This is a genomic window from Paraburkholderia graminis C4D1M (assembly GCF_000172415.1).
GTDB classification, from domain to species: Bacteria; Pseudomonadota; Gammaproteobacteria; order Burkholderiales; family Burkholderiaceae; genus Paraburkholderia; species Paraburkholderia graminis.
This window is the reverse complement of record NZ_ABLD01000011.1, coordinates 65,245-89,329: the sequence shown is the minus strand read 5'-3', so window position 1 is coordinate 89,329 and position 24,085 is coordinate 65,245. Positions and strand designations below refer to the sequence as shown.

The 24,085-nt window shown below is 62.8% G+C and carries 20 protein-coding genes and 1 riboswitch; of the genes, 6 read left to right on the top strand and 14 right to left on the bottom strand.

Annotation, left to right across the window (positions count from 1 at the left end; translation table 11 throughout):
* Positions 1 to 32 precede the first annotated feature (32 nt).
* A complete protein-coding gene (locus tag BGRAMDRAFT_RS18645) occupies positions 33 to 779 on the bottom strand; it encodes an SDR family oxidoreductase (protein WP_006050361.1) in 747 nt (248 codons plus the stop codon).
* A 103-nt stretch (positions 780 to 882) separates the two neighbouring features.
* Between BGRAMDRAFT_RS18645 and BGRAMDRAFT_RS18640 the strand changes: the two genes are divergently transcribed.
* A complete protein-coding gene (locus BGRAMDRAFT_RS18640) occupies positions 883 to 1,866 on the top strand; it encodes a LysR family transcriptional regulator (protein WP_006050360.1) in 984 nt (327 codons plus the stop codon).
* A gap of 270 nt (positions 1,867 to 2,136) precedes the next feature.
* Positions 2,137 to 2,313, top strand: coding sequence for a hypothetical protein (locus BGRAMDRAFT_RS35415; protein WP_232292294.1), 177 nt, complete (start codon positions 2,137 to 2,139; stop codon positions 2,311 to 2,313).
* A gap of 49 nt (positions 2,314 to 2,362) precedes the next feature.
* Here the strand turns inward: BGRAMDRAFT_RS35415 and BGRAMDRAFT_RS18630 are convergent, their stop codons facing one another.
* Positions 2,363 to 3,715 (bottom strand): MFS transporter, encoded by a 1,353-nt coding sequence (locus BGRAMDRAFT_RS18630; protein WP_006050359.1) that lies wholly within the window; start codon positions 3,713 to 3,715, stop codon positions 2,363 to 2,365.
* A gap of 352 nt (positions 3,716 to 4,067) precedes the next feature.
* On the opposite strand from BGRAMDRAFT_RS18630, the gene BGRAMDRAFT_RS18625 reads away from it, so the two are divergent.
* The 3 genes from BGRAMDRAFT_RS18625 to BGRAMDRAFT_RS18615 all read left to right on the top strand — a co-directional run bounded on the left by BGRAMDRAFT_RS18625 (position 4,068) and on the right by BGRAMDRAFT_RS18615 (position 8,321).
* Entirely contained in the window at positions 4,068 to 5,123 is a 1,056-nt protein-coding gene (locus tag BGRAMDRAFT_RS18625) for a LacI family DNA-binding transcriptional regulator (RefSeq protein WP_175130893.1), read from the top strand.
* A 158-nt stretch (positions 5,124 to 5,281) separates the two neighbouring features.
* Positions 5,282 to 7,066 (top strand): IlvD/Edd family dehydratase, encoded by a 1,785-nt coding sequence (locus tag BGRAMDRAFT_RS18620; RefSeq protein ID WP_006050357.1) that lies wholly within the window; start codon positions 5,282 to 5,284, stop codon positions 7,064 to 7,066.
* A 76-nt stretch (positions 7,067 to 7,142) separates the two neighbouring features.
* A complete protein-coding gene (locus BGRAMDRAFT_RS18615) occupies positions 7,143 to 8,321 on the top strand; it encodes a fumarylacetoacetate hydrolase family protein (protein WP_006050356.1) in 1,179 nt (392 codons plus the stop codon).
* 5 nt (positions 8,322 to 8,326) lie between these two features.
* On the opposite strand, the gene atzF is transcribed toward BGRAMDRAFT_RS18615, so the two are convergent.
* The 7 genes from atzF to BGRAMDRAFT_RS18580 all read right to left on the bottom strand — a co-directional run bounded on the left by atzF (position 8,327) and on the right by BGRAMDRAFT_RS18580 (position 18,024).
* Positions 8,327 to 10,132 carry an allophanate hydrolase gene (atzF, locus tag BGRAMDRAFT_RS18610; protein ID WP_006050355.1) on the bottom strand — a complete coding sequence of 602 codons (1,806 nt, stop codon included), beginning with the start codon at positions 10,130 to 10,132 and terminating at the stop codon, positions 8,327 to 8,329.
* A 20-nt stretch (positions 10,133 to 10,152) separates the two neighbouring features.
* Positions 10,153 to 13,755 carry an urea carboxylase gene (gene uca, locus BGRAMDRAFT_RS18605; protein WP_006050354.1) on the bottom strand — a complete coding sequence of 1,201 codons (3,603 nt, stop codon included), beginning with the start codon at positions 13,753 to 13,755 and terminating at the stop codon, positions 10,153 to 10,155.
* Between the two features lie 184 nt (positions 13,756 to 13,939).
* Positions 13,940 to 14,581, bottom strand: coding sequence for an urea amidolyase associated protein UAAP2 (locus BGRAMDRAFT_RS18600; RefSeq protein ID WP_006050353.1), 642 nt, complete (start codon positions 14,579 to 14,581; stop codon positions 13,940 to 13,942).
* A gap of 15 nt (positions 14,582 to 14,596) precedes the next feature.
* Complete coding sequence (locus BGRAMDRAFT_RS18595) at positions 14,597 to 15,301, bottom strand: urea amidolyase associated protein UAAP1 (RefSeq protein ID WP_006050352.1); 705 nt, start codon at positions 15,299 to 15,301, stop codon at positions 14,597 to 14,599.
* A 16-nt stretch (positions 15,302 to 15,317) separates the two neighbouring features.
* Positions 15,318 to 16,109, bottom strand: a complete 792-nt coding sequence (locus BGRAMDRAFT_RS18590; RefSeq protein WP_006050351.1) for an ABC transporter ATP-binding protein — start codon at positions 16,107 to 16,109, stop codon at positions 15,318 to 15,320.
* Complete coding sequence (locus BGRAMDRAFT_RS18585) at positions 16,106 to 16,918, bottom strand: ABC transporter permease (RefSeq protein ID WP_006050350.1); 813 nt, start codon at positions 16,916 to 16,918, stop codon at positions 16,106 to 16,108. The genes BGRAMDRAFT_RS18590 and BGRAMDRAFT_RS18585 overlap by 4 nt, the downstream gene beginning before the upstream one ends.
* Before the next feature lie 35 nt (positions 16,919 to 16,953).
* The gene (locus BGRAMDRAFT_RS18580; protein ID WP_006050349.1) at positions 16,954 to 18,024 is read right to left on the bottom strand and encodes a putative urea ABC transporter substrate-binding protein; all 1,071 of its coding nucleotides are present in this window, start codon (positions 18,022 to 18,024) and stop codon (positions 16,954 to 16,956) included.
* Positions 18,025 to 18,083: 59 nt separating this feature from the next.
* A riboswitch (guanidine-I (ykkC/yxkD leader) is annotated at positions 18,084 to 18,183 on the bottom strand.
* Positions 18,184 to 18,481: 298 nt separating this feature from the next.
* Here BGRAMDRAFT_RS18580 and BGRAMDRAFT_RS18575 point away from each other — a divergent pair.
* Positions 18,482 to 18,940, top strand: a complete 459-nt coding sequence (locus BGRAMDRAFT_RS18575; RefSeq protein ID WP_044021358.1) for an MEKHLA domain-containing protein — start codon at positions 18,482 to 18,484, stop codon at positions 18,938 to 18,940.
* A gap of 42 nt (positions 18,941 to 18,982) precedes the next feature.
* Here the strand turns inward: BGRAMDRAFT_RS18575 and BGRAMDRAFT_RS18570 are convergent, their stop codons facing one another.
* The 5 genes from BGRAMDRAFT_RS18570 to BGRAMDRAFT_RS18550 all read right to left on the bottom strand — a co-directional run bounded on the left by BGRAMDRAFT_RS18570 (position 18,983) and on the right by BGRAMDRAFT_RS18550 (position 24,079).
* Positions 18,983 to 19,930: a TauD/TfdA dioxygenase family protein gene (locus tag BGRAMDRAFT_RS18570; RefSeq protein WP_006050347.1), complete on the bottom strand. Its 948-nt coding sequence runs from the start codon at positions 19,928 to 19,930 to the stop codon at positions 18,983 to 18,985.
* A 31-nt stretch (positions 19,931 to 19,961) separates the two neighbouring features.
* Positions 19,962 to 21,338 (bottom strand): LLM class flavin-dependent oxidoreductase, encoded by a 1,377-nt coding sequence (locus BGRAMDRAFT_RS18565; RefSeq protein WP_006050346.1) that lies wholly within the window; start codon positions 21,336 to 21,338, stop codon positions 19,962 to 19,964.
* A 43-nt stretch (positions 21,339 to 21,381) separates the two neighbouring features.
* On the bottom strand, positions 21,382 to 22,224 hold the full coding sequence (locus BGRAMDRAFT_RS18560; protein ID WP_006050345.1) for an ABC transporter ATP-binding protein: 843 nt from the start codon (positions 22,222 to 22,224) through the stop codon (positions 21,382 to 21,384).
* A 37-nt stretch (positions 22,225 to 22,261) separates the two neighbouring features.
* Positions 22,262 to 23,152, bottom strand: a complete 891-nt coding sequence (locus BGRAMDRAFT_RS18555) for an ABC transporter permease (protein WP_006050344.1) — start codon at positions 23,150 to 23,152, stop codon at positions 22,262 to 22,264.
* A gap of 63 nt (positions 23,153 to 23,215) precedes the next feature.
* Positions 23,216 to 24,079, bottom strand: coding sequence for an ABC transporter permease (locus tag BGRAMDRAFT_RS18550; RefSeq protein ID WP_006050343.1), 864 nt, complete (start codon positions 24,077 to 24,079; stop codon positions 23,216 to 23,218).
* Positions 24,080 to 24,085: the final 6 nt, after the last annotated feature.

Here is a 24,085-nt window from a genome sequence, read left to right as displayed (position 1 = left end):
GCGCGAGCCGCCGCTGCGCAGGCTTTCTTGATTCAAACCAGTCGGGCGCCGCCATCCAGATTCAGCGTGACGCCGTTCATGAAGCCATTGGTCATCAGGAACACCACGCCCGCACCCGCCTCGGCGGCAGTGCCCAAGCGGTGCAGCGGCAGAGTCTGCTTGAGTCCTTCGATAAAGCCGTCGCGGGCCTCGCCCAGCGCCTTGTGAAAGATGGGTGTGTCGATCGGTCCCGGTGACAGCGCATTGACGCGAACCGGCGCCAACTCGAGGGCAAGACCGCGAGCGAGCGCCTCCATTGCCGCCGACGCCGCGCCGAGTACCGCAGTCCCATAAGCGTTCGGACGATCCGCGAGGCTGCCGGAGATCAGCGTGATCGAGCCGTCCTTGCTCAGGCGATCGCCCAATGCGCGGATCACATGGACGGCGGCCCAGATACGCTCCTCCAACGCCTGACGCAGATACGCCACCTCGGCGTCGCGCACCTTGCTCGCGACGAATGTGCCGGCCAGCAGCACCAGATGGTCGACGCGAGTTATGTCCTTCACGGCGCGTTGGAGCGAATCGGCGTCGGTGACGTCCGCAGCGCGCCATCCCGCGAAACCGTGGTCTTTCGCCGCCTGTTCGGCGGCAGCCGCGTTGCGGCCCACAACGATGACCTGCGCGCCTGCCTGCTTGGCCTGAATCGCGGCCTGGAGCCCGATACCCGAAGTGCCGCCGAAAACCAGCACCGTCTTGTCCGCGAGTTGCGCCGCGTTGCCTGCCTGCACTGCGTTAGTCATTTTCTTCTCCAGGGATGAACGCCCGTTGGCGTCGTTGGAAAGAAGATTAATTGACGACGCACAGCTTGATAATTGGGCCGGACATCGCTTTAATAGTGCCATCATGGAACAAATCGAACGACTCACCGGGCTCATGGCGTTTGCGCGTGCCGCGTCGCTCGGCAGCTATACGGCCGCCGCACGTTCGCTCGCGGTTTCGCCGTCCGCGATCAGCAAAAGCGTGCAACGGCTCGAGCAGCACTTCGGGCTCAAGCTGTTCAGCCGGACAACGCGCTCGTTGACGCTGACGCCTGAAGGCCGCGATCTGCTCGAAAGGACGCAACGTCTGCTGCGCGAAGCGGAAGACATTGAGCAGGCTGTGGCCGCGGCTCGCGCCGAGCCGGCCGGCACGCTCAAGGTGGCGACGTCGCTTCCCGTTGGCGTGCACATTCTTGCTGCCGCGTTGCCGCAATTTCGCAAGCGCTTTCCGAAGGTGAACGTCGACGTTCGACTGAGCGACCGGATTGTCGATCTGATCGAGGAGGGGATCGATGTTGCGGTTCGCGTCGGCGATCCGGGCGACACGAGACTGATTGCACGCCGGCTCGCTCCGCATCGGATATGCGCGTTTGCGTCGCCGGATTATTTGAAGGCGCGCGGCACGCCCCGGCACCCGAGCGACCTGCAGAGCCACGATTGCGTGAACTTCCGCTATCAATCGACGGGGCAGCCAGCCGTCCGGCCGTTCTGGATGGGAGACAAGCTATTGGAGTTGTCGCCGCCGTCAGGGCTGACGATGGACTTGAGCGATGCCATCGCCACGGCGCTCGCAGCCGGTGCCGGCATCGGCATTTCGGCCACCTATATCGCGGCCCCGTACGTCAAACGTGGCGAACTCGTTCCCGTGCTGTTCGAGTACGCTTACGACCGGTTTCAGCTTCACGCGATATGGCCCGAGAGTCGCCGGAGCAATCCCGCGGTGAAAGCGTTTATCGCTTTCTTGCAAGAAGTTTTTCCGTCGCCGGCGCCGTGGGACGTGGACGTCGAGCGACACGCGCGTGGTGCGGCAAAATCACTCAAAGGACGCGCCGGACGCCCGTCGAGATAGCATCAAATCAAGTGTGATCCTCTCGCGCCCGACGCGGTTCGCAAGCGGCTGATTCCATCTGTCACGCTGCTGCTGGTAGCATGGGACATTGAGTCGAACTACCTCGGGCGGCATTATGACCACGTATCAGTCGGAGACCCCATCATCGAGCCCTGAGGCGCTCGCGGCGCTTGGCGAATACCTCGAACTCGCGCTGAGCAAAGGCGTCAGCTTCATCGTCGTGCGACGGGGCTCTCCGACTCGAGCGCCCTATACATCGGCGACGCGAGCGTGCCCGCCGACGAATGGACCCGTTCCGGCTCAATCAGCAACGCCGCGGTGAGCTCGATACTGGAAGCGACGCAGTCTGGCCGGAACGACCTGCTGATTGGCGGGCAACCTTATCGATTCCTGCGCACCTTCACGCAAGTCGAGAACGATGGCGCGATCGTCTTCACTCCGGTCTGAGATAGGTGTGACCAAGATGTGACTCCCGATCGCGCCAGCGACGATTCGCTCATGCGTCTTGAACCGGGTCCTTGTTCAGCATGCTCTTCGGAATCGACAAAATAAGCACGCAACTGACAAGCAGGCATGCGCCCAAGGCATACGTACCATTGTTGATATTGCCGGTCAGGTCTTTAGCGATGCTCGTAATCATCGAGCCCGTGAAGCCGGACAGGTTGCCGACGGAGTTGATGAGCGCAATGCCCGCAGCGGCAGCGGTGCCCGAAAGAATCTGTCCTGGGAAGGTCCAGTAAATCGGCATCAGGCCGAGAATCGCGCAGGTCGAAATCGTCAGAAACACAATCGACACCGGAACATTGTTCGCGAACAGCGCACTCAAAATCAGACCGACGCCACCGATGAACGCAGGAATAGCCGCATGCAATCTGCGCTCCCCGGTCTTGCGCGAGTGCGATGCGTTCCAAAGCATTGCCACGACGGCGCTAAGGTAGGGAATGGCGGTCAACAGGCCAATGTTCAAAGTACTCTTCACACCCGAAGCTTTGATAATTGACGGTAGCCAGAAGGCCAACCCGTAAAAGCCGGTATTGAACGTGAGAAGAATGAACGTCAGCAACCAGACGCGCGGGCTTCTCAGCGCTGCGCCAACCTTGTGTGTCTTTTTAGAACTTTCCTGTTCGAGATTTCTTTGAAGCAGTGCTTTCTCGGACGATGTGAGCCAGGTCGCCGATTGAATTCCGTCGCCCATACGGAAAAGCACGACGAACGCGACCAGAATAGAAGGAATGCCCTCGAGTAGAAGCATCCATTGCCAGCCTCCCATGCCGAGCAGACCGTGCGTGTTTTCCATCAACCAGCCGGAGACGATGCCGCCGAGCGTCAGGCTGACCGGAATGGCAATCAGGAACCCAGACATCGCCACGCTTTGGCGCCTGGCCGGAAACCAGTAATTCATATACAGGATGATGCCGGGAAAGAACCCAGCCTCGCATACTCCGAGCAGAAACCGGAGCGTGTAAAACATCGTCGAAGTCTCGACATGAAAAAAGTGCGAAAGCGGGGAAATGAAGGCGAGTGACGAGGAGACGATGCCCCATGTCACCATGATCCGTGCAATCCAGAAACGCGCGCCGTAGCGATGCAGAAGAAGATTGCTGGGCATTTCAAAGAAGAAGTAGCCCCAGAAGAAAATGCTGGCGCCCACGGCATAGACGCCGTCGCTGAAGCCGAGCGAGTCGAGCATCTGCAGCTTCGCGAATCCGACATTGACGCGGTCGAGATACGCGACGACATAGCATAGAAGCAGCAACGGCAGGATGCGCTTCAAGACCTTGCGATACAACTGTTCTTCGACCTCGTTGGCTACCGCCGGCGCGGCTGCCGCCTGAGTGAGGGTTGGCATGGGACTGTCTCCTTTTTGGTGTGTCTCGAACGGTCCCGTTAAAGCGGAGACCGCTTTTAGCATCTCGTTGTCATGCACCGGTACGTCGTGCCGCTCATACATGCTCGCCGTGCGCTGCTATTTATGTTACCGATAACATATCGGGACGAAACGTTGCTGGCGGCGAAAATGTTATCGGTAACGAAGGTAGCACGACGCGGCCCAAAACGGCAAGCCAGGGGAATCTACTTAGGCGCCCCGTACCGAGTGTCGTATCATGCTCAGTCGCTGCCAGCCGGTGCTGCCGTATTCCGCCGACTCGCGCATTCAGGCAACATTCGAACAACATTCAGGCAACCCAACCCCGAGACCGATGGGCACTACCCGCATCAACGACCGTGTCGTCAGCGACCCGCAAGCGAGCCCGCCTCGCATGTCCGACGTTGCGCGCATCGCGGGCGTTTCGAAGATGACGGTGTCGCGCGTACTCGCCGGGCACAGCGTCGCGCCGGCAACCCGCGAGCGCGTGCAGCAGGCAATCGACAAACTCGGCTACGTGGCCGACGCCGCGGCAGGCGCACTCTCGTCCGGCAGGTCGGAGTTTGTCGCGGTACTGGTGCCGTCTCTGGCGAGTTCCAACTTCTCGGATACGGTGCGCGGACTATCGGCCACACTCGAACCACACGGCTTGCAACTCCTGATAGGCGACACCGACTACGACCTCGTTCGCGAAGAACGGCTGGTTCGCTCAATGCTCCGATACCAGCCTCGCTGCATCGCGCTGACGGGTTCGCAGCACACTGAAGGGACACGGCAACTGCTCCAGCGCTCGCGCATACCCGTCGTGGAAATGTGGGACTTGCCGGCGAATCCGATCGATATGGCAGTGGGCTTTTCGAACGCCCGCGCAGCGCGCGAGATGGTCCGATATCTGAAGGAGCGTGGTTACCGGAAGATAGGTTTTCTGGCCGGCGCCAGCGACCTCGATCGACGCGGTCTCGAGCGCCTGAAGGGCTATCAGCAGGAGATGAAAGCGCAAGGGCTCGGCGAGCCTCGCGTGATCCGCTTCGGCGAGTCGCCTATCACGATGAGCCACGGCGCTCCGGCGCTCGACGCGCTTCTCGAACAGTGGCCCGACACCGACGCCGTCATGTGCGTGAGCGACATGTCGGCGTTCGGCGCCATCATGCAATGCCACCGCCGCGGGCTCAGCGTTCCCGCGGACATCGCAGTGGCGGGCTTCGGCAATTTCGAAGTTGCCGTTTGCTGTCATCCGACCATTACCACGGTCTCCGTCGACGCGTATGGCATCGGCTCACGCACCGGCAAGCTACTGCTGTCGTCGCTCGGTTCGGTCAGCGCACAAGCGGTGCCGCAGCGCCGCAAATTAACCATCGATTACACCGTCATTGCACGCGAAAGCGCGTAGCCTTTTCTGCTGCACGATGCCCGCGCAGCGTGATAACATCCAAAAATGTTACCGATAACAACGCCTGCAAAAAATGTCGCGACGAAGCTAGAGGCAAGCGGCAATCACGGCGATAGTGGCTACCATATCGTCAAGACATCGAACGAGGAGTACAAGCGATGACTCAACTCAATTCAAGGCGGTTGCGCAGCCAGGAATGGTTCGACGACCCCGCCAATGCGGACATGACCGCGCTTTACGTTGAGCGCTTCATGAACTATGGCCTCACGCGCGAGGAATTGCAGTCGGGCCGGCCGATCATCGGTATTGCGCAGACAGGCAGCGATCTCGCGCCGTGCAACCGTCACCACATCGAACTCGCGGCGCGCACGAAGGCGGGCATTCGGGACGCCGGCGGCATTCCGATGGAGTTTCCGGTTCACCCGCTCGCGGAACAGAGCCGCCGTCCCACGGCGGCGCTCGACCGCAATCTCGCGTACCTCGGTCTGGTGGAAATCCTGCACGGCTTCCCGCTGGATGGCGTCGTGCTGACGACGGGCTGCGACAAGACCACGCCGGCTTGCCTGATGGCGGCCGCAACGGTCGATATGCCGGCCATCGTGTTGTCGGGCGGCCCGATGCTCGACGGCTGGCATCACGGCAAACGGGTCGGGTCGGGAACGGTCATCTGGCACGCGCGCAATCTGCTCGCGGCGGGCGAGATCGACTACGAAGGCTTCATGGAACTGACCACCGCCTCGTCGCCGTCCATTGGTCATTGCAATACGATGGGCACGGCGTTGTCGATGAACAGTCTCGCCGAGGCGCTCGGCATGTCGCTGCCTGGCTGCGCGAGCATCCCGGCAGCGTACAGGGAGCGAGGGCAGATGGCGTATGCGACCGGCAAGCGTATCGTCGACCTCGTGCGGGACGACGTACGGCCGTCGAAGATCATGACGAAGGCCGCATTCGAGAACGCGATTGTCGTGGCGTCGGCGCTGGGCGCGTCGAGTAATTGTCCGCCGCACCTGATCGCGATTGCCCGTCATATGGGTATCGAACTGAGTCTGGATGACTGGCAGCGCGTCGGCGAAAACGTGCCGCTTATCGTCAATTGCATGCCCGCCGGCGAGTATCTCGGCGAGAGCTTCCATCGCGCGGGCGGCGTTCCCGCAGTACTACGCGAGTTGGACCGCGCTGGCCTCGTGCATCGTGAGTGCTTGACCGTGTCGGGCGAGTTCGTTGGTGCTATCGCCGATCGTGCAGCCGAACCGGACCGTGAAGTCATCAAGACCACCGACGAGCCGCTCAAGCATGGCGCTGGTTTTATCGTGCTGTCGGGCAACTTCTTCGACAGCGCGATCATGAAGATGTCGGTCGTCGGCGATGCTTTCCGCAATACCTATCTGAGCGAGCCCGGTGCGGAAAACGCCTTCGAAGCAAGGGCAATCGTGTTCGAGGGACCCGAGGATTATCACGCGCGCATCAACGACCCGTCGCTCGAGATCGACCAGCACTGCATTCTCGTTATCCGCGGCGCGGGCACCGTGGGTTATCCGGGCAGCGCCGAGGTCGTCAACATGGCGCCTCCCGCCGCGCTCGTGCGCCAGGGCATAACGTCTCTTCCGACGATGGGCGACGGCCGGCAAAGCGGAACCTCGGCGAGTCCTTCGATCCTCAACATGTCGCCCGAGGCGGCCGTGGGCGGCGGACTCTCTCTGCTGCAAACAGGCGACCGCGTGCGTGTCGACCTGAACGCGCGTTCGGTGAACGTGCTGGTCGATGACGAAGAGCTTGCACGCCGCCGCGAGACAGTCAGCATCTCGATTCCGCCGGCACAGACCCCGTGGCAAGAGCTATATCGGCAAACCGTCGGGCAGTTGTCCACGGGCGGATGCCTCGAGCCCGCGACGCTCTATCTGAAAGTCATCGAAGAGCGCGGCAACCCGCGGCATTCCCACTAGACTATCGACACTGACTTCAATCGGCGATACGTTGCGCCGACATGATCTGCCAACATACACGGAGACAATCGCTACCATGACTTCACGATTCGCTACTAACTATCTGCCGCACGATGTCGAGCGGGCGCTGCTTGTCGGCCGCGTCTGGCGCAAAACCGCCGCGTATGAAGGGCCGTCGGTCGTCGTGGTCCGCAACGGCGAAGTGCTGGATATAACTGCGAGCGCGTCGACCACGGCCGACCTGTTCGACCGTGAAGACGTCGTTCAGTTTGCGCGGACGGTTGCGGGTGAAGCGCTTGGCTCTGTGCAGACGCTGGTGGAAGCAAACCTTGGCGCCGTGCAGGAGCACGCACCGCGACTGCTTGCGCCCAACGACGTGCAGGCGATCAAGGCATGCGGCGTCACGTTCGCGGTGAGCCTCATCGAGCGCGTGATTGAAGAGCAGGCGGGCGGAGACGCCAGCAAAGCGCAAGAAGTGCGGCAAACCATCGCCGCGACTATCGGAACCGACTTGTCGAAAATCAAGCCGGGTTCGGAAGCAGCGATGAAGCTCAAGGCGGAACTCGAACGACGCGGCGCGTGGTCCCAGTACATGGAAGTCGGAATTGGTCCGGATGCCGAAGTATTTTCGAAATCGCAGCCGATGTCCGCAGTAGGTTTCGGCGCAGACGTCGGATTGCTGGCTGCGTCGAACTGGAACAACCCGGAGCCGGAGATCGTTCTTGCGGTCAACAGCCGCGGAGAAATTGTCGGCGCGACCTTAGGGAACGACGTCAACCTGCGCGACATTGAAGGCCGCTCGGCGCTGCTGCTGGGCAAATGCAAGGACAACAACGCGTCCTGTTCGATCGGTCCTTTCGTGCGTCTGTTCGACGAATCGTTCGATCTCGACTCGATCCGCGCGACAAGCGTTGCGCTGCGCGTGGAAGGGTCGGACGATGGCTTTGTCCTCGAGGGCGTGAGCCACATGAGCGAGATCAGTCGCGACCCCGAGGATCTCGTCGCGCAGACGTGGGGGCGCCATCACCAGTATCCCGATGGTTTCATGCTGTTCCTCGGCACGATGTTTTCGCCTATCAAGGACCGCGACACGAAAGGCGGCGGCTTCACGCATCACCTTGGCGACAAGGTGACCATCTCGACGCCGGAACTCGGTGCGCTAATCAACACCGTGCGCCTGAGTACCGAGGTCGCCCCGTGGACTTTCGGGGTGCGCGCGCTGTATCGCAATCTGGCGTCGCGGGGCGTGCTTTAAGCGCATTATTTGCGCTCGCTGGCGAGCCACGCTCGCCAGCCGCCGAACTCGCTGATGTCGACCGCGGACTCCACGCCATAAGGCTCGCACACAAAGCCCGTGACCCACGTGCGGTCCGCGAGTTCGACTTTGCCGAGCCCAAGCGGCGACGGGATGGTTGCGATGAACGAGCCCAGTTCCAGGCTCGGCATCTCCCATACTTCGACGGCGATCGCGGCGCCTCCATCGGGCACTCGCCACATGCCGGGCCGCCTCGTGCCGTCCGGCGTGGCGGCCAGTGCGGATAAGCGGTAGTGCGGAGCGGTTTGCGTCGCTTCCACCAGGCGCGCGCCACGACGAAGCAGATCGCGATTGAGCGGCAGGCCCTGCATGTGAGCGCCGCATACCGCGACGCGTATGCGGTCGTTGGCTGCTGCTCGCCCGTTGCTCGCATCAGGCGCATTGCCTCCCACGCATTCGACTCCGCTCATTCGCTGTAACGTGTCCGCCACGCTCAACAGATACTGATCCGTGAACGCGCGACCGAACACGGTCACGCCCCACGGCAAGCCATTTTTCATGAATGCGGTCGGCGTCGCCACCGCTGCATAGTCGAGCAGATTCATGAAGTTCGTGTAGTAGCCGAGCAGCGAGTTCGGTCCGATCGGGTCGCGCTCCAGTTCCGCTAACGTAACGGGACGCGGATAGGTCGGCGTGAGAACGAAGTCCACGGATTCAAGCGCGGCGTCGCACGTGACCTTCAGCGCTTGCAGACGATATTGCGCGCGAAAAAGCTCGACCGCGGTGGCACCGGGCGCTTTCGCGAGTACGTCGCGAATCACCGGTAACACAGCCTCTTCATTAGCCTCGATCAACTCTCCCGCGACGGTGTAGCGCTCCGCGACCCACGGCCCTTGATAAAGCAGATTCGCCGCTTCGACGAACGGCGCGAAGTCGATTTCGACGGCTTCGCCACCCGCGGCTTCGAGCATCGCGCGGGCCTTCGCGAACAACGCCGGGCTTTCGGCGCAGCCCGCGAATTCGAGCTTCGACGGCACGCCGAACCGGAAGCGAGTCAGGTTGCCGAACGCGCGCGCGTCATTCCATTGCGGATTTCTGCGGCTGTATGCGTCGCGAGGATCGGCGTGCGCGGTGAGCGCGAGCAGTTCGCTGGCTTCGCGCGCGGTCGCCGTGAAATAGGTCACGCAATCGAGCGTGCGGCAGGCCGGCACGACGCCGGCTGTCGATAGCAGACCCTTGGTCGCCTTGAGCCCGACGAGATTGTTCAGGCCCGCCGGCACGCGGCCCGAGCCGGCTGTGTCGGTGCCGAGCGCGAAGCTCGCGACGCCGAGCGCGACGGCCAGCGCCGACCCCGCGCTCGATCCACCCGACGGATACTCGGGATGCACGCTGTTGCGGCACTTGCCGTACGGCGAACGCGTGCCGTTCAGGCCGGTAGCGAACTGGTCGAGATTGGTCTTGCCGAGCGGCACGGCGCCGAGCGCGATCAACTGCGCGACGAGCGTCGCCGACTCGGCGGGCGTATAGGAGAAAGCAGGGCACGCTGCGGTAGTCGGAATACCGGCGAGATCGATGTTGTCCTTGATCGCGAACGGAATGCCGTAGAGCGGCAATGATTCGACATCCTGAGTATCGAGCCACTCCAGATATGGCGCGATTTCCGCCTCGCTCAGAAGGTGGATGAACAGATGAAACTCGGGATTCAGTGCAGCCGCTTTCGCCAGCAGTTCGCCGATCAGCTTGCGCGGCGTCATCGTCCCGTTAAGGTAAGCGGCGCGCAGCGTGGAGAGGCGCAAATCGAATGAAGACATGGATAATTTTCCAGGAAGGTTCAAAGGCGTTCGATTACCGCGACGCGTTGCCCCGCCCGCACCGCGGAGCCAGGCGCCACATAAATCTCGCCGACAGTGCCCGCGCACGGCGCGCAAACGGAGATCTCCATCTTCATCGACTCGATGACGAGCAGCACGTCGCCGGCCTCAACCGTATCGCCGGAATTCACGCGCACTTGCCAGAGACTGCCCGCGATCTCGCTGTCCACGGCGATGTCGCCGTCTTTCAGCGGCGCGAGTTCCGCATCGTCAGCGACAGGCGGCTCGAAACTTTCCTCCGCCGATCCCGCTTCGCGCCATCGTTCGCGCTCGGCCTGAAACGCCGCTTGCTGACGCACGCGGAATTGCTCGATGCCGGCCGATTCGCGCGTGAGAAACGTTTGATAATCCGCCAGCGACAGTTCAGTCTCTTCGATCTTCAGCGGATAACGCCCCAGCGGAAAGTCCGCGCGGATACGCTGCAATTCGTCGGCAGTGACTTCGTAGAAACGGATCTGATCGAAAAAGCGCAGCAGATACGGGCGCCCCGCGAACTCGGCGACGTCGCGATAGCGATTCCACATCTGCAACGTGCGGCCGACGAACTGATAGCCGCCAGGCCCTTCCATGCCATACACGCACAGATACGCGCCGCCGATGCCCACCGAGTTCTCGGCCGTCCACGTACGCGCCGGGTTGTACTTGGTCGTCACCAGCCGATGACGCGGATCGAGCGGCGTCGCGACCGGCGCGCCGAGATAGACATCGCCGAGTCCCATCACAAGATAACTCGCATCGAAGACGATCTGCTTCACGGCGTCGATCGAATCGAGGTCGTTGATGCGGCGGATAAACTCCAGATTGCTCGGACACCACGGCGCGTCCTTGCGCACCGTCGTCATGTATTTGTCGATGGCGAGCCGGCACGCGGGATCGTCCCAGGACAGCGGAAGATGCACGATGCGTGACGGCGCGCGCAAGTCCTTCTGCAACAGAACATGCTGCCATGCACGCTCGACGATCGCGAGCAACTGCTGCAACGGCAAGCGTTCAGATTGATAGTGAATCTGCAGCGAGCGGATGCCGGGCGTCAGATCGATCACGCCGGGCAATGCCATCGCTTCGAGTGACTGCATCAACGCGTGACCGCGAAAACGCAATACGAGGTCGAGTTCTGCGGGACCGATTTCGAGCAGCAGATGCGTGTCGCCGGATACTCGCGCGACGAGCCGTTCGCGATCCGCGCCGGTATCGAGCACGACCGGCGATACGAGCGGTGCTGCGTTCGCGATAGGAACCGGCTTCGCATCGAATTCGAGCGTCTGCAATTCACGCAGACGTTGTTGTGCCGCCTCGCGCGCTTCATCGATTCGAACGGGTACGAAGCGCACTTTGTCACCGGCTTTCAACTGGCCGATTTGCCACAAGTCCGCCTCGATAATCGTCACCGGACAAACGAAGCCGCCAAGACTCGGACCATCGGGACCGAGAATCACGGGCATGTCGCCGGTGAAATCGACGGCGCCCACCGCATACGGATTATCGTGAATGTTCGACGGATGCAACCCGGCCTCGCCGCCGTCCTCGCGCGCCCACTCGGGCCTGGGTCCGATCAGCCGCACGCCGGTACGGCTCGAATTGAAATGAATTTCCCATTCGGTGTCGAAGAACCGTTCCATATAACGCGGCGTGAAATACTCCGGCGCGCCATGCGGACCATAAATCACGCGCAGCGTCCGCACGGTTTCCAGCTTCGGAACATTGGCAAGCGCAACACCCGCACTGTCGTCGCGCAACGCGTGAAGATGCAGCACGTCGCCCGCCCGCAACGCTCGCCCGCCATGTCCGCCGAACTGGCCGAGCGTGAACGTGCTGCGGCTGCCGAGATACATCGCGACATCGAAGCCGCCGCGCACGCACAGATACGCGCGTGCGCCGGCGCCGCGGATCGTGCCGAGCGCGAGCGTCGAACCGGCGCGAACAAACAGCGTGGTGTTCAACGGCTGCTCGATGTCGTCGAGCGATACGGACAGATGCGCGCCCGTCACCGCCACGACGGCATCCGTGTTGAAGCGCAACGTCGGTCCGCTCATGGTGATTTCGAGCGCGGCTGCGTCTGCCGCATTGCCGAGCAGCCGGTTGCCGAGCCGCAGCGCGCGGTCATCCATCGGACCCGAAGGCGGAATGCCGACTGCCCAATAGCCAAGACGTCCCGGATGATCCTGCACGGTCGTCTGCGTGCCGCCGCTCACCACTTCGACGGTGGTCGCGCGATAGTGAAGGCCTTCGAGGCAGCGCGTCCACGGTTCGCCCGACGCAAACGGCTGGTCGTCGAGAATCTGCCGGAGATAGTCGCGATTCGTTTCGACGCCATAGATGCGCGTGTTCTGCAATGCCTGACCGAGTGAACGGCGTGCCTCGTCGCGCGTCGGCGACCACGCGATCACCTTCGCCAGCATCGGATCGAAGTAGGGCGGTACTTCGCAACCCGCTTCGATCCATGTATCGATGCGCAGCGCGCGACCGTCGGCGGTTGGAAACGCGACGTCGGTCAATAGGCCGGGGCTCGGCTTGAAATCGCGGCCTGGGTCCTCCGCATAAAGACGCGCCTGAATAGCGTGTCCTTGCGGCTTCAGTCCTGCTGCGAGTTCTTGCAGCGGCGCGAGCGTGCCCGCAGCGAGTTCGATCATCCAGCGTACGAGATCGACGCCCCAGACCTGTTCGGTCACGCCATGCTCGACTTGCAGGCGCGTGTTTACTTCGAGAAAGTAGAAGCGCTGCGCGGCGCTGTCGTAGACGAATTCGACCGTACCGGCCGAGCGATAACTCACCGCTTTAGCGAGCTTCACGGCGGCATCGCAGAGTGCGGCCGGCATGCCCTCCGGCAAACACGGTGCAGGCGTTTCCTCGAGTACTTTCTGGTTGCGCCGCTGCACCGAGCAATCGCGCACGCCGAGCGCAATCGCATCGCCGTGCCCGTCGCCGAAGACCTGCACTTCGAGATGCCGCGCCCGCTCGATATACTTTTCGAGGAACACGCCGGCGTCGCTGAAATTGTTCTGGCCGAGCCGTTTGACCACGTCGAAATGCGCGCTCAGTTCGTCGACGTTCCAGCACACCCGCATGCCGATACCGCCGCCGCCCGCCGTGCTTTTCAGCATCACCGGATAGCCGATCGATGCCGCTGCATCGAGCGCCGCCGGAAGATCGTCGAGCAGGCCCGTGCCTTCGAGCATCGGCACGCCTTGTTCCGCCGCGATCGCGCGAGCCGTGTGCTTGAGGCCGAATGCCCGCAATTGCGCGGGCGTCGGTCCGATAAACGCGATGCCTGCCGCTTCGCACGCTTCGCCGAAGCTCGCGTTCTCCGACAGGAAACCATAGCCCGGATGAATCGCCTGAACGTTCTCGCGGCGAGCGATCTCGAGAATCTTTTGCACATCAAGGTAGGTCGCCGCTGCTGGTCCGTCGCCGAGACCATGCGCAATAGGCGCCTCGCTCACATGACGGCTCGCGCGATCCGCTTCGGCATAAACCGCGACACCCGTTACTTGAAGTTCGCGCAGCGTTCTAAGGATGCGGCACGCAATCGCGCCGCGATTCGCGATCAGGATTTTCTCGAACATGAAGGGAGCTTGATTCGTGGGCGGGCCGTCCCGCCACGTGGGAATGCATGCCGCGGTCGTCCGCGGCAGAGACCGGCTTCAAAGAGGCTTTATCGATCCGCTCGAGTCAGTTGCTCGCGCGTGCAGCGACAGCATCGTCCCGAGCGAACCAGCATGACGTAGTAAAGCCAGTGGCGAACACGCGTCAGTTCCATATCAGCAGCTCCGCGGGAGTCGGGTTGTAGGCGTTGCACGGATTGTTCAACTGCGGGCAGTTGGAGATCAGCACGATCACGTCCATTTCCGCGCGCAATTCGACGTACTTGCCTGGCGCCGAAATGCCGTCCTCGAATGTGAGGCCGCCTTCGGACGTCACCGGAACGTTCATGAAGAAGTTGATGTTCGCGCCGATGTCCTGCTTCGACAAACGTCCGTCGTGCGCGCACGCGCGCAGGTAGTTATCGCGGCAGCTATGCATGTAGCGCTTTTCGAGCGCGTAACGCACGGTGTTGCTTTCCTGCGCGCACGCTCCGCCGAGCGTGTCGTGACGGCCGCAGGTATCGGCGACGATCGTCAGCAGCGGATTGCCCAGGTTCGAATACAGCACGGTGCCGGTCGTCAGATAAAGGCTTTTCTGCCGACGCAGCGTGCGTTGCGGATCGAAGCGCTCGCGCGGATCGGCGAGACTGTAGAACAGCGTATCGACGGCCTGATTGCCTTCCAGATCGAGAATGCGCAGCGTCTGCCCGGCTTTGAGTTCGTGAAGCCACGGCTCGCCGGCCGCGAGTGTCTCGCGAAAGACCGCGTGTTCGGGGCGTTTATCGCTGACGGTCAGCGTCGTTGTCATGGTGTCGCGCTCCGCTCAAAGAAAGAAACGATCGGTATTGATGAAGCCGCGCACGTTTTCCTCGCAGGCGGTTCGGCAAATTTCGGCGACGCCTGGCTCGGCGCGGCTCAACTCGAGCTTGACCGGCTTCGGCGCGTATTCCGGATTCGGGTCGAGCGGATGCTGGATCGCGGTGAGCACGACGAGCGTGTTCATCGGCGCATAGAGATCGACGTAGTCGCCGGCCTTCGAATTGCCCGCTACGAAGTCGAGCGCGCCCGCATCCGTCACGTCGACGCGGCTGAACAGATTGAGCGTCATCAGCAGGTCCTGAATGCCGAGTCCCCACTTGCCCATTTCGACGAGCAGGTTGTCGGCGCCGTTTCGATAGAACGCATTGCGTCGTTCCTGATAGCGGCCCACGCCATAGCGTTCCTGCACTTCGTCCGCATTCGATACGCCGCCGATGCTGTCGTGCCAGCCGCACGTATCCGCCACGATGGCGGCGAGCACGCGGCCCATGTCGGAGTACAGGCAATGGCCGGCCGTGAGCTTCGCCGTGTGCTGGCACTTCAGCGTATCGGGCAGGTTGAGCCGTTCGCTTTTCTCCGTTGCATTGAACAGCAACACGCTGACGTTCGCGCCGCCGCGCAGATCGGTCACGCGCAACGACTGGCCGCGCTTGACGATCAGCGATGCATGCCCGCCGCCGGGGACGGTTTCTTCGAGTAGCAGATCCATGATGTTGAGATTCCTGTCAGGCTGAGACCGCTTCGACACGCGATGCACCTTCCACCACGGCCTGAGCCATATGGAGGGACGAGGCCGAATCGCGGCTGTGGTCGAGCGGAATGTTGTAGGTGATGCGCGCGCCGTAGGCACCGGGCGCCTGCGGATCGACGCGAACCTTGTCGAATACCAGCACGCGGCTGCCGAGCGTGAAGCCTTCCTTCAGATCGTGCGTGACCATGAAGACGGTGAGCTTCGATTCGCGCCACAGGCTCAGCAGCAAGTCATGCATGTCCTTGCGGATGCCGGGATCGAGCGCGCCGAACGGTTCATCGAGCAGCAACACGCGCGGCTTCATCATCAGCGCCTGCGCGATCGCGAGGCGCTGCTGCATGCCGCCCGACAGTTGCTGCGGATACTTGTCCAACGCCGCGCCGAGGCCGACGCGGTCGAGCATCGCCGCGGCCTCGTCACGCGCGGCACGCCGTTGCGCGCCGAACAGCCGGCCGGTGAATGTCGCGCGCGGCAGCTCGAGCCCAAGCATCACGTTGCGAAGCACCGTGAGGTGATCGAATACCGAATAGCGCTGAAACACCACGCCGCGATGCGCGTCGGGCTCTGCGGGCAACGGTTGACCGTCGAGCAGAATGTCGCCGCGCGTCGCGCGCTCCTGGCCGAGCAGAAGCCGCAGGAACGTCGACTTGCCGCAACCCGACGCGCCGACCAGCGAACAGAACTCGCCCGCTTCGATACGCAGGTTCAATCGTTCGAGCACGACCTGATCGCCGTATTCCTTCCACACGTTGCGGACTTCGATCATCGTGCGCCTCCGAACCAGGGAAACGACCACTGCGTCACGCGGCGCAGGCACTCGTCGATCAGCCACGCGAGCAGCGTGATCCACGCGACGTAAGGCAGGATCAGGTCCATCGCGAGGTAGCGGCGCACGAGGAAAATGCGGTAGCCGAGGCCGTCGGTCGACGCGATCGCTTCCGCCGCGATCAGAAAAAGCCACGCCGCACCGAGCGACAGACGGATCGCCACCAGCAGACGCGGCAGCAACTGCGGCAGCACGAGACGCAGAATCAACGTCCAGCTATTGGCGCCGAGCGTTTGCGCCTTGACCCACAATTCGGCCGGAATTTCGCGGGCGCGCGAATGCAGATCGCGAATGATCATCGGCGTAATGCCGACCACGATCAGCACCACCTTCGACAACTCGTCGAGCCCGAACACGATGAAGAGAATCGGCAGCACGGCGAGCGGCGGGATCATCGAAACGACCGTGATGAACGGCGAAAACGTCGCGCTGACGAGCGGAAACGAGCCGGTCGCGATGGCGGCTGCCAGTGCAATCACGGCACTCACCAGGAGGCCGATACCGAGCCGCCGCAAGCTCGAAACCGTGTCGGCCCACAGCAGGTATTCGCCCGTGCGTTTGTCTTCGGTGAAAGCGGCTTGCTTGATGGCTTCGCTCATCTGCGTCGCGGCGGGCAGCAGCTTGTCGTCGGGATTGACTGCAAGCCGCATCGACGACCCCGTGAAATACACCGCAATCAGCACGATGAACGGCATCACCAGCAGCATGAGGCCGCCGCTTCGGCTGGGATGTCGATTGATGAGTCGCATGAATGGCCGCCTTGTCGAATGCGTGAATGTCTCGCTCAGAGCTTGCCGGCCGCGGCCATTTCGACGTAGGTCGGATCGAAGCGCAGCTTCACGTTGCTCTTGTTGCCGATCACGACGCCTTTGTCGAACGCCATGCCGACCACGTCCGCGCTTTTCGCATCCTGGCCGAGCAGGCCATGATCGAACGAAAATCTGGCGACGCGCGTCATGATCTTCGGCATCTCCGGGCTGGTGACGAAATCGAGTGCGGCTTTCGGCGTGTAGAAGAGGGCGGTGGTGGACAGTTGACCCTTGAAGCCCGCGAGGTCGGTGCCCGAAGCCTTGGCCATTGCGGTGAGCGCGGCGCTGCTGTCAGCGTTGTTCGCGTGCATCAGCGCGACCATTTCAAACCATGCGCCTGTCAGCGCTTTGCCGAGTGCGGGGTTGTCGTGCAGCGTCTTCGTGTTGACGACCATCATGTCCATGATTTCGCCGGGGATCTTGCTCGAGTCGAAGACTTCGGTGACGTTCGGCTGCGCCTTCAGGTCCGCGAGCATCGGGTTCCACGTCACCGTGTTCTGCACGGCAGGCGTTGCGAATGCGCCGGAGATGTCGGCGTCGGACGTGTTCACCACCTTGAGGTCGCGCTCGCTCATATGCGCGCTTTCGAGCGCGCGTGCCAGCAGGTAGTGCGAGACGGAGAACTGCACGAGGTTGATCTGCTTGCCCTTCAGGTCGGCGATCTGCTTGCCCTTGCCCTTGATGAGCACGCCATCGTTGCCGTTCGAGTAGTCGCTGACGATCAGCGCCGTCGAGTCCACGCCGCCCGAGGCCGGAATGGTCAGCGCATCCATGTTGGTCATCGCGCAGCCGTCGAACTTGCCGGCGGTGTACTGGTTGATGGATTCGACGTAGTCGTTCAGTTGCACGACATCGACATTGATGCCGTACTTCTTGGCCCACTTGGAGACGATGCCCTGAGTCTTCGCCTGGCCCCACGGCATCCAGCCGGCGTAGATGGTCCAGCAAACCTTGAAGTCGGTGCGGCCCGCGGCGGAGGCGGAGGTGGAAGCGAAAGCGGCGAGGGAGACGGCGGCGATGCCGAGAAAGCGTACGAGCTTGCGCATGAGGTTGACCTCGGAAGGGACGGTTAGCGACGGCAGGGAGCAGCGCAAAACATCGCGTTCTCTCCCGGGCTTTTGTCCCGCCGTGTAACCTCGCCTGAGGTCGACAGCTCTCGGACCAGCGCCTGCGTGAAGCAGGCCGGAACCCTAGCCGTCCATTTCCAGATTGTGTTGAACCGGATGAGGCGCCGGCTCCTTGCGCTCCTTTTAGAGCGAGAAGCGTGCCACGCGGAAATCGCCGTATCTGGCGATGTCACAGTGCGTTTGCGCCCCGTTCCGGTGATTGCGCGCACCGGCGCATGCCGGAATCGCACCGCATGCGTGCACTGATGGTGTGGGCTTGATGATGAGTTTCAATTGCCGAGCGGGGCGCTCGCCGGCATGACGGACGTGACGGGCATGCTGTATCGTAGACGCCTTTCATTGCCCAGAGACCCCGATCTCCGTAACGATGCCCTGGATGACCCCACTCCACCGCGATCCCGCTTTCTACCAGCTTCTCAGCGATAGTTACACCCGCTTGCTCGGCGTCCCGCTGGTGCCGCAGCCCATGTCTGCCGCCGACGCCGCCGAATGGCTTTACGAGCACGCGCCGTTCGCCGTGCTTGCGCACAACACCGATCCCGATCCGGTCTTTATCTATGGCAACAAGGCGGCGCAGCGCCGCTTCGAATATAGCTGGGACGAAATCACCAGGCTGCCGTCCCGGCTCTCGGCAGAAGCCCCGAATCGCGAGGAGCGGCAGCAGTTCCTTGCACGCGTGGAGCGGCTCGGTTATGAAGCGGGCTACAAGGGCGTGCGCGTGACACAGTCAGGCCGGCGCTTCATGATCGAGGAAGCCACGCTGTGGCAGCTTCTCGATGAGCAAGGCAAACTGCATGGCCAGGCGGTCGTGATTCCGCGCACGCGCGACCTCTGAGCGCATCGTCTTTCCTCGCGTCGCCTCGGCTCGGCATCGCACTCAGTTCAACGCGACCGCGGCCGCAGCGCTCACCGGCGAGCCTTCAATCGCCACCGAAGGCGTACCGTCCGGCCCGACCGGCACATCGCCGACCAGCGTCGTGCGGTACAACTGCCGGTCGAACTCGAGATCGAAAATATCGGAGGGCGCGAGGTGAGCCGTCGCGCGGTTGTCCCAGAACGCGACGCTGCCTGCTTCCCATTTGAAGCGCACGGTGAACTCCGGCCGCGTCACATGTTCCCAGAGCAGTTCGAGCAGCGCCTGGCTCTCGCGCGGCGTCACGCCGACGATCGACTTCAGGAAGCTCGGGCTCACATAGAGCGCGCGCTCGCCGGTTTCCGGATGCACTCTCACGAGCGGATGCTCGGTCACGAGAATGCGTTGCTCGACGGCTTTGACGAATGCTTCCGTTCCGCTTGCGCCGGCGGGCGGCGCAAAGCGGTGAAGGCCGCGCAGACCGTCGACGAACGCGCGCAACGGCGCGGAGAGCTTCTGATACGCAGCCATGAGGTTGGTCCACTGCGTGTCGCCGCCATACGGCGGAATCGTCACGCCGCGCAGGATCGACGCCCAAGGCGGATTGACGGCGGCCGTCACGTCGGTGTGCCAGCCAGTCCACGGACGCAGCAGCGTTTGCCCTTCGAAACGCGTTGCCTGGCGATACTTCGAGATCGAGTAGATTTCCGCATGACCGTCGACGTGGCCGAACACGGGATGCCCCACCGTCAGCTCGCCGAACTGCGCCGAGAAAGCGATGTGCTGCTCGTGCGTCAGAAACTGCTCGCGAAAGAACACGACGCGCCATCTAAGAAGCGCCGCGCGAATTTCCGCGACTTGCCGCGCATCGAGTTTTTGCGTGAGATCGACACCATGAATTTCCGCGCCGATGTGCGCGGAAAGCGGGTTCACCTGAATCGACTGCGTGTCCTGCAATGCGGCTGCGCTCATGCTAGGCTCCTGGAAAAGAGAACAGGTTGCGTCAATATCCCGCGACCGCGGGCACCTGTTTTGTGAGGTTGGTATAGCGGTTTGCAGGCCGCGGCAGTCCGAGGTTCTCGCGCAGCGTGCGCCCCTCGTATTCGGTGCGGAAAAGTCCACGCCGTTGCAGTTCCGGCACGACGTGTTCGGCGAACTCCGTCAGGCCGCCCGGCAACCACGGCGACATGATGTTGAAGCCGTCGGCGCCTTCTTCCTCGAACCATTGCTGCAACTGATCCGCGATGCTTTGCGGCGTGCCGACCACCTGCTGGTGTCCGCGTGCGCCGGCAATGCGCAGATAGAGATCGCGGATCGTCAGGTTCTCGCGCCGCGCGAGATCGAACAGCAGGCGTTGACGGCTCTTGCCGCCGTTCGTTTCGGGCAGCTCGGGCAGGGGGCCGTCGACGGGATACTGCGACAGGTCCACGCCGCCCGACATGTTCGACAACAGCGATAGCCCGACGGTCGGATGAATCAGGTCCTGCAGCGCGGCGAATTTCGCGTCGGCCTCTTCCTGCGTGCGGCCGACGATCGGAAAAATGCCCGGCATGATCTTCAGATGATCCGGCGCACGGCCATACTTCGCGAGGCGGCCTTTGATGTCGCGATAGAACGACTGCGCTTCCTCGAGCGTCTGATGCGCGACGAAGATCACCTCGGCGGTTTGCGCGGCGAGCTCGCGCCCGGCTTCCGATGCGCCGGCCTGCACGACGACCGGCCATCCTTGCGGCGAACGCGCGACGTTCAACGGTCCACGCACCTTGAAGTGCTTGCCTGTGTGACCGAGTACATGCAGCTTGTCCGGGTCGAAATAGACGCCGCTGTCCTTGTCGCGGACAAACGCGTCGTCTTCCCAGCTATCCCACAGGCCGGCCACCACGTCGTAGAACTCGCGCGCGCGCTCATAGCGGACCGCGTGGTCCGGATGGCGCTCGAAACTGAAATTGAGCGCCTCCGATTCGGTGCTCGATGTGACGAGGTTCCAGCCCGAGCGCCCGCCGCTCAGATGATCGAGCGACGCGAATTTGCGGGCGACGTTATACGGCTCGTTAAACGTGGTGGAGACCGTGGCGATCAGGCCGATGTTTTTCGTCACGACCGAAAGCGCGGAGAGCAACGTCAACGGTTCGAAATGATCGGCGCGCGCGGTGCGCGATAGCGAGGGCAGATTCGTGTCGCGCACGCTCACGCTGTCGGCGAAAAACACCGCGTCGAATTTTGCGCGCTCGGCGATCCGTGCGAGTTCCGCATAGTGCGCGAAGTCGAGGCCGCCGCTCGCGTGCGCATCCGGATGCCGCCATGCGGCGATATGGTGGCCCGTCTCCATCAGGAACGCGCCGAGTTTGATTTGCCGCTTGTGGCGATTTTCACCGCTCATCGTGATCTCCGTGAATGATCCAGGTGTGGGAATGCCGCGGGTGTCACCACGCGAGCCGCCATTCGGTGATCGGCGGATTGACTATCGGAATGCGCGTGCCGCCGTGCGGCGTATCGTCCTCGTGCCCGGCGAAATCGGCCAGCACTTCCTCGCGCAAACGAATGAAGCGGGGATCGTTGCGGTCGCGCGGACGAGGCAGCGCGACATCCACGATCCGTTTGATCCGGCCCGGCCGCGGCGCCATCGTGACGACCCGATCGCCGAGATAAAGCGCTTCGTCCACGTCGTGCGTGACAAGAATCATCGTGATGCCTTCGTGTTCCCAGATGCGTTGCAACTCGTCTTGCAAACGGCCGCGCGTGAGCGCGTCGAGCGCACTGAACGGCTCATCGAGCAGAAGCACGCGTGGCCGGTTCACGAGTCCGCGCGCGATCGCCACACGCTGCGCCATGCCGCCCGACAACTGATGCGGATACGCATGCTCGAAACCGTTCAGGCCGACGAGCGCGATGTGCTGCGCGACCGCATCGCGCTTCTGTTTCGCCGATAGCGGCGCATTGCGCAACGCGGCCAGGACGTTTTGCGACGCCGTGAGCCACGGAAACAGTCGATGATCCTGAAACACGATGCCGCGCTCGAGCGACGTGTCGCGCACCTTGTCTCCGGCGACGACAATCTCGCCGTTGTAATCGGTGTCGAGTCCCGCGATCAACCGCAGCAACGTCGATTTACCGCAACCGCTCGATCCGAGCACGCTGACGAATTCGCCGGGGCGTACCCGCAGGCTGATGTCGTCGAGAACCGCGAGCGGCGTACCGTCTTGCCGCGCATAGCGCTTGCTGACGTGAAGAATGTCGATGCTGTCGGACAGCGTGGAAGACGTCATGTGCGGACCTCGGTGTGCAATGCAATGTGTGGCGTGTTCATCGGGCGGCCGCCTCCGAACGGCGCGCAAACATCGCCCGTTCGACCGCGCGCGCCAATGCGTTCAGCGCCCAGCCGGTCACGCCGACCACGACCACGCCGAACAGCACCAGATCCATGCGGAACTGCTCGCTGCCGTCGATCAGCGTATTGCCGATTCCGCTGCCTGCCACGAGCAGATATTCCGCGCCCAGCGTCGCGAGCCACGAATAGATCAGCGCGAGATAGAGGCCCGTGAAAATCGACGGCAGCGCGGCCGGCAGAATGACTGCGCGGATCAGTTGCCAGCGCGAATAGCGAAAAGCGCGCGCGACTTCGATGTACGCGCGCGGCACCGCATGAATGCCGTCACACGTATGCGCGGCGACGGGCAGCAACGCTGCGAGCGAGAGGAACACGACCTTCGCTGCATCGCCGAGACCGAACCACACGGAAATCAACGGAATCCACGCGAACAGCGAAATCTGTTTGAACGTGTCGAAGCTCGGGCCGATCATGCGCGTGGCGAGCCGCGAGAAGCCGAGCGCGCTGCCGAGCAGCAGGCCGCCTAGCGTGCCGATCACGAAGCCGCTTGCTTCACGCGCGAGCGACGCGGAAAGCGCCTTGAACAGCGCGCCGCTGACGATTTGCTGCGAGGCGGTGGCCAGCACCTGCGCGGGGCTGACGAGCAAGCCGCTCTTGACGACGTGCGCTTCGGAGATCGCCCACCAGATTGCAATGGCTGCAATCGGCAAGACGGCGCCACGCCAGTCGACGCGTGCGATCAGTGGCTTGCGCGGTCGCGCGGCACGCGCGAAGGCGGCGGGCACGTTGTCGCCGCAGTCGCACGACAACGTCTTCGTCGACTGCTTAGATGCTTCGGCGGACCGCTTAAAGACAGCAAGACTCATCGTGAATACCTCATGGGCGATGCGACGCGATGCGACCCGGCACTGGGTCGTCGCTACTCGTCATTACTCGCGAAACGCCGACGGTTGACCGCGCCGCAAGCGCGCTTCGAGTGCGTCGAGCGAACGATTCATTGCGTAACCGATAGCGCCGACTACGACCACCGACGCCATCACCAGATCGAGTTGAAACAGTTGCCGGCCGTAGACGATCAGATAGCCGAGCCCTTCCGAAGACGCGACCAGTTCGACCACCACCAGTGCGAGCCAGGCTTTGGTGAACGCGAGCCGTACGCCTGTCGCGAGCGTGGGCACGGCGGCGGGCACGACCAGATAGACGATCCGTTGCCAGCGCTTGTACGCAAAGACACGCGCGACTTCATCGAGCGATGCGGGCGTCTGGCGAAACCCTTGCAGCGTGCTCAACGTCACCGGAACGAGCGCGGCATGCGCGATCAGAATGTATTTGAGCGGCTCGCCGACGCCGACGAGCAGCAACAGAAACGGCAGCCAGCCGAGCACCGGAATCTGCACGAGCGCATTGAAGCTCGGCAGCACATACGCTTCGAAAGTGCGGGACAGGCCGAGCGCCGCGCCGAGCGCGAAGCCGAGCAGCGTGCCCGCAGCGAAGCCGACCAGCACACGTTGCAGACTGATCAACGTATTGCTTGCGAGATCGCCGCTTCTCGCCAGTTCGACGAAGGTGTCGAACACGCGCTCGGGCGGCGGCAAGATCTGCGGTGCGATCCAGCCGCGCTCGCAACCGGTCGCCCATAAGGCGAGCAGCACGGCGGGCAAGACCCACGGTGCAAGGCGCCAGGCAAGCGCGCGCAGCCGCGCATTGCGACGTGGCGACGCCGCGGGCAACTCGCGCGCCGCTGCGTCGTGGCCGAACCGTTCGTTGCCGGCATCAAGTGCGGTTTCGCTCATCGTGAT

What these genes read in the sequence shown, in the direction of transcription:
- BGRAMDRAFT_RS18585 (WP_006050350.1), bottom strand. Translation starts at nt 16,918, where the DNA reads ATGCGACTCATCAATCGACATCCCAGCCGAAGCGGCGGCCTCATGCTG.
- BGRAMDRAFT_RS18620 (WP_006050357.1), top strand. Translation starts at nt 5,282, where the DNA reads ATGACTCAACTCAATTCAAGGCGGTTGCGCAGCCAGGAATGGTTCGAC.
- BGRAMDRAFT_RS18630 (WP_006050359.1), bottom strand. Translation starts at nt 3,715, where the DNA reads ATGCCAACCCTCACTCAGGCGGCAGCCGCGCCGGCGGTAGCCAACGAG.
- BGRAMDRAFT_RS18590 (WP_006050351.1), bottom strand. Translation starts at nt 16,109, where the DNA reads ATGATCGAAGTCCGCAACGTGTGGAAGGAATACGGCGATCAGGTCGTG.
- BGRAMDRAFT_RS18550 (WP_006050343.1), bottom strand. Translation starts at nt 24,079, where the DNA reads ATGAGCGAAACCGCACTTGATGCCGGCAACGAACGGTTCGGCCACGAC.
- BGRAMDRAFT_RS18625 (WP_175130893.1), top strand. Translation starts at nt 4,068, where the DNA reads ATGGGCACTACCCGCATCAACGACCGTGTCGTCAGCGACCCGCAAGCG.
- BGRAMDRAFT_RS18575 (WP_044021358.1), top strand. Translation starts at nt 18,482, where the DNA reads ATGACCCCACTCCACCGCGATCCCGCTTTCTACCAGCTTCTCAGCGAT.
- BGRAMDRAFT_RS18580 (WP_006050349.1), bottom strand. Translation starts at nt 18,024, where the DNA reads ATGCGCAAGCTCGTACGCTTTCTCGGCATCGCCGCCGTCTCCCTCGCC.
- BGRAMDRAFT_RS18570 (WP_006050347.1), bottom strand. Translation starts at nt 19,930, where the DNA reads ATGAGCGCAGCCGCATTGCAGGACACGCAGTCGATTCAGGTGAACCCG.
- uca (WP_006050354.1), bottom strand. Translation starts at nt 13,755, where the DNA reads ATGTTCGAGAAAATCCTGATCGCGAATCGCGGCGCGATTGCGTGCCGC.
- BGRAMDRAFT_RS18640 (WP_006050360.1), top strand. Translation starts at nt 883, where the DNA reads ATGGAACAAATCGAACGACTCACCGGGCTCATGGCGTTTGCGCGTGCC.
- BGRAMDRAFT_RS18595 (WP_006050352.1), bottom strand. Translation starts at nt 15,301, where the DNA reads ATGGATCTGCTACTCGAAGAAACCGTCCCCGGCGGCGGGCATGCATCG.
- BGRAMDRAFT_RS18600 (WP_006050353.1), bottom strand. Translation starts at nt 14,581, where the DNA reads ATGACAACGACGCTGACCGTCAGCGATAAACGCCCCGAACACGCGGTC.
- BGRAMDRAFT_RS18615 (WP_006050356.1), top strand. Translation starts at nt 7,143, where the DNA reads ATGACTTCACGATTCGCTACTAACTATCTGCCGCACGATGTCGAGCGG.
- BGRAMDRAFT_RS18555 (WP_006050344.1), bottom strand. Translation starts at nt 23,152, where the DNA reads ATGAGTCTTGCTGTCTTTAAGCGGTCCGCCGAAGCATCTAAGCAGTCG.
- BGRAMDRAFT_RS18565 (WP_006050346.1), bottom strand. Translation starts at nt 21,338, where the DNA reads ATGAGCGGTGAAAATCGCCACAAGCGGCAAATCAAACTCGGCGCGTTC.
- atzF (WP_006050355.1), bottom strand. Translation starts at nt 10,132, where the DNA reads ATGTCTTCATTCGATTTGCGCCTCTCCACGCTGCGCGCCGCTTACCTT.
- BGRAMDRAFT_RS18645 (WP_006050361.1), bottom strand. Translation starts at nt 779, where the DNA reads ATGACTAACGCAGTGCAGGCAGGCAACGCGGCGCAACTCGCGGACAAG.
- BGRAMDRAFT_RS18560 (WP_006050345.1), bottom strand. Translation starts at nt 22,224, where the DNA reads ATGACGTCTTCCACGCTGTCCGACAGCATCGACATTCTTCACGTCAGC.